5 protein-coding genes are annotated in these 4,109 nt (G+C 72.2%); 2 read left to right on the plus strand and 3 right to left on the minus strand.

Going from position 1 to position 4,109, the window contains the following annotated elements; genetic code table 11:
* Window positions 1–236: DapH/DapD/GlmU-related protein (locus ACXJKL_RS16000; RefSeq protein WP_457208019.1), on the plus strand; the 236-nt coding region annotated here is incomplete at its 5' end.
* Window positions 237–248: 12 nt separating this feature from the next.
* Here ACXJKL_RS16000 and ACXJKL_RS16005 read toward each other — a convergent pair.
* The 3 genes from ACXJKL_RS16005 to ACXJKL_RS16015 are packed head-to-tail and all read right to left on the minus strand — an operon-like array spanning window position 249 to window position 2,968.
* Window positions 249–1,199 carry a Gfo/Idh/MocA family protein gene (locus ACXJKL_RS16005; protein ID WP_457208020.1) on the minus strand — a complete coding sequence of 317 codons (951 nt, stop codon included), beginning with the start codon at window positions 1,197–1,199 and terminating at the stop codon, window positions 249–251.
* Between the two features lie 45 nt (window positions 1,200–1,244).
* Window positions 1,245–2,465 (minus strand): L-2-hydroxyglutarate oxidase, encoded by a 1,221-nt coding sequence (gene lhgO, locus ACXJKL_RS16010; RefSeq protein WP_457208021.1) that lies wholly within the window; start codon window positions 2,463–2,465, stop codon window positions 1,245–1,247.
* Complete coding sequence (locus tag ACXJKL_RS16015; protein ID WP_457208022.1) at window positions 2,462–2,968, minus strand: hypothetical protein; 507 nt, start codon at window positions 2,966–2,968, stop codon at window positions 2,462–2,464. Before ACXJKL_RS16015 ends, lhgO begins: the two co-directional genes overlap by 4 nt.
* A 98-nt stretch (window positions 2,969–3,066) precedes the next feature.
* On the opposite strand from ACXJKL_RS16015, the gene ACXJKL_RS16020 reads away from it, so the two are divergent.
* On the plus strand, window positions 3,067–4,109 hold a 1,043-nt coding region (locus ACXJKL_RS16020; RefSeq protein WP_457208023.1), incomplete at its 3' end, for a rhamnan synthesis F family protein.

The raw sequence follows: 4,109 nt of genomic DNA on the forward strand, positions 1-4,109 counted from the left end.
CCATTGGCGACCGGGTCTTCATCGGCGCGGCCGCGGTCGTGAACATGGGCGTCACCATCGGGGACGAGGCCGTGGTGGCGGCCGGCGCGGTGGTCACCCGCGACGTGGCGCCGCGCACGATCGTCGCGGGGGTGCCGGCACGGGTCGTCGGGCACGTGGTCCTGCACCCCGGTGGTGAGCCCGACCTCGTGATGGACGGCCGGCCCGGCGACGGGACGGCTGTCCCCGGCCGCTGAGCCTCGCCGGGCTCAGCCCGCGACGGAGAGCGCCTGCTCGATCACGCGGTGCGCGGGCAGGATCGAGGCCCGCTCCCGCTCCACGTCCCCGCGTCCCTCGACCAGCTCCACGAAGTGGGCCAGCTGACTCACGAGCGGCTCCGCCCCGATGATCTCGGGCACCTCGATCTCGGTGCTCTGGCGGTAGCCGGTGCCTCGGGCGTCCGGGTCGACGGTGGTGTGGTGGTAGATCGTCACGTCCCGCCGCAGCAGGTCGACCTCGATCATCCGGTCCAGCTCGGAGATCACCATCGAGCGGACCTTGCGCTGGCCGATCCGGCTGGCGGACACCGACGCGATCCCGCCCCGGTCGAAGTGCAGCGAGGCCTCGACGACGTCCTCGGCCTCGGGCAGGGAGGACGGGTGGAAGTGGCCGCGCGCCACGTCGACCCGGACCGGGTGGGTGCCGCCGAAGGCCTGGATCACCAGGTCGACGTCGTGGACCAGCAGGTCCCACGCCACGCCGGTCTTGATCCGGGGCGCGTACGGCGAGTGGCGCTCGCTGCGCACGAGCAGCGGCTCCTCGAGCATGCTGAACGCGGTGCGGACGGCCGGGTTGAAGCGCTCGAGCAGGCCGCACATGAGGGGCACCCCGGCCTGCTCGGCGGCGGCGACCACCGTCTCGGTGTCGCGGACCGACGGGCACACCGGCTTCTCGATGAGCAGCGGCAGGCCCGCCTCGATGATCGGGAGGGCGGCCGCGAGGTGGTGCTCGGTGGGGGCGGCGACCACCGCCGCCTCGACACCGCCGAGGTCCTCCACCCCGGGGGCCCAGCGGGCGTCGAACAGGTCGGCCGCGCGACGGCCCTTCTCCTCGTCGGGATCGATGATCAGGACGAGGTCGGTGGCGGGGCCGGTGGCGATGACCCGGGCATGGTTGAGACCCATGGAGCCACAGCCCACGAGGGCGATGGGGAGTGACACGGTGCTGGTTTCCTTCTCTTCGACGACGCTGGTCTCTCGACGGCGCTAGGCCTCGACGTGGTCCTCACCGGTGACGGCCATCCGCGCCAGCGCACGCCCGATCGGCAGCGCCGAGGTGGCTGCCGGGGAGGGAGCATTGATGACGTGCAGGGTGCGTGCCGTACGGCGCAGCATGAAGTCGTGGACGAAGGCACCGTCGCGCAGCACCGCCTGGGCGCGGATGCCGGCCTCGCGCGGCGTCAGGTCGGCGGCGGTCAGACCGGGGGCGTACTTCTGGCACTCGCGCAGGTAGCCGGTCTTCCACAGCGAGTTGCGCAGCTCGCGGACCCCGGTGCGGATGTTCTGGCGGGCCAGCGGGTACATGCCCCGGAAGCGGGCCATCTCGACGGTGTCGCGCACGTCGAAGGAGAACTTCGGGTAGCCCTCGCGGGCGAATCCCAGCACGGCGTTGGGGCCGACGTTGAGGCCCCCGTCGACGGTGGGGGTCAGGTGCACGCCGAGGAAGGGCAGCGACGGGTCCGGGATCGGGTAGATGAGCGAGGTGACCAGGTCGGCCCGCTCCGGGACGACGTCGTAGTACTCGCCGCGGAACGGGACGATGGCGAAGTCCACGGGGAGTCCGGCCAGGCGGGCCACCCGGTCGGCCTGCACCCCGGCACAGAACACGACGTTCCGAGCCCGGACGACACCGGTGCTCGTGGTCAGGCGCACCTCGTCCCCGGACTCGTGGATCGCCACGACCTCACAGCCGGTGACGACGTCGCCGCCGTCGCGACGTACGTCGTCGGCGAGCGCACGGGTGATCGCCCGGTAGTCGGTGATGCCGGTGCCGGGCAGCCACAGGGCGCCGAGCCCGGTGACGTGCGGCTCGCGGCGTCGGAGCTCCGCGGCGTCGATGACCTCGGCGGCGACGCCGTTGACGTCCGCCCGCTCGCGCAGGGCGTGCATGCGGGTCAGCTCGTGCTCGTCGGTCGCGACGAGAAGCTTGCCGGTGATCTTGACGGGGACGCCGTGCTCGGCGGCGTACTCCTCGGTGCGTCGGGAGCCCTCGCGACACATCCTGGCCTTCAGCGACCCGGGCYCGTAGTAGATGCCCGAGTGGATGACACCGCTGTTGTGCCCGGTCTGGTGGCGACCGACGCCGGACTCCTTGTCGAGGACCAGCACGTCGGCGCCGGCGCGGGACTGCAGGAGGTGGAGGGCCGTGGACAGTCCCACGATGCCGCCGCCGACGACGACGAAGTCGTGGGGGGTCTGCTCGCTCACCGCTCGGCACCAGACCTGAGGTGGTGGACCAGGGCCGGCAGGCCGCCCGTGTCCGGATGTGCCGTGAGGTGGCGCGACGTGCTGAACGCCTCGCTGGGGTCGAGCAGACGCTCGTTGCCGAAACGCACCAGGTGCACCGCCGGAGCGATGCGCTGCTCGGCCACGTCGAGGTACTGCCGGAGGTACCAGCCCCCGTCGAAGAGGTCGGACGCCTCGACCTCGGCGACCAGCGTCGCCTCGGGGTCCCTGGCGCCGCGGCCCGACCACCGTCGGGTGCCGTGCCGCTCGGCCCAGTAGGCCTCGGAGAGGACGGCGGCGAGCGTGTCCGACACCGTCGTCACCTGGACCCGCAGCCGCGCCCGCTGGCGACGGACGCGCTGGAGCGTCTCGAGCTGGTGCTCCTGCTCGGTGCGGACGAGCTTGAGCTCCCGCTGCGCCATGCGCAGGGCCCGCCGGGTGTCCTCGATCCCGACGGCGCTCCCGAGGTCTTGAGCTCTTTCCACGGCCCGCAACCTAGCACCGCGCCGGCCCCCGGCCGTGACGCGGGCCGCGGTCCCTGCCTCTAGGGTGGGTCCTCCCTCGAGGCGACCAAGGTGGATGGATGGACGAGTTCCTGCGGCAGTGGCTGACGTTCGTGCAGCGCTGGGCCGAGGCGAACCCGGAGACCCGGTCCGACCTCATCACCGGTGCGTTGACCGACGGACTCGCGGCCGCCGGGGACGCGGACCCCTGGGTCGACCCCGACGACCGCCTGCGGTGCGAGGTGGCCCTGATCGCCGCCAGCGGGGAGCTCGACCCGTTCGGCTACTTCCTGCACAACCAGGACCTCCTGTGGGACCTGTGCGGTCGTGTCGAGGAGGTGGAGCACTTCGCCCGACGCGGCTGGCACGAGCTGCGCCACCCCTCCCCCCGCTTCGACCTGTGGTGGTACTGGAAGGAGCACCTGGACCCGACCCGCGAGGACGTCAACCCGCTGGTGCACTACCTCGTCGCGGGGCGGCACCAGGGCCTCGCCACCCTGCCCGAGGTGCAGGAGCGGTCGGCCCCGCCGGCACCCGATCCCTCCCGCCCCCCGCGGCGCGTGTGCCTCTTCGCCGGCTTCGACGTGGACGGGCTGATCGATCCGACCGTCGTCAGCTACGTCGCCGAGCTGAGCCGCTTCGCGGACGTCTACTACCTGGCGGACTGCGCGCTCGTCGACGGCGAGCTCGACAAGCTGGCGCCGTACACGAAGGGCCGCTGGGCGATCCGCCACGGCCGCTACGACTTCGGCTCGTACTCCATGCTCGCCGGCGAGCTGGTCGGGTGGGACACGATCGAGGAGTACGACGAGCTGGTGCTGACGAACGACTCCTGCTACCTCGTCCAGCCCCTCGACCGGGTCTTCGCGAAGATGGACGCCACGGCGTGCGACTGGTGGGGACTCCAGGCGACGTACGAGAAGTTCTCGGTGACCGAGCACGAGCGCCACGGCGGCCCCCTGGGCCTGGACAGCGTCGAGGAGCAGATGCGCCGGCTCGACCTGTGGCGCTACAGCGACTTCATCCACGTCGGGTCCTACTTCCTCACCTACCGCCGGCGGGTCCTGTCGGACCCGGCCTTCCGTCGCGCGCTGGACCAGGTCGCGGCGCAGGTGGACAAGAC

The organism is Nocardioides sp. P5_C9_2 (genome assembly GCF_054049555.1).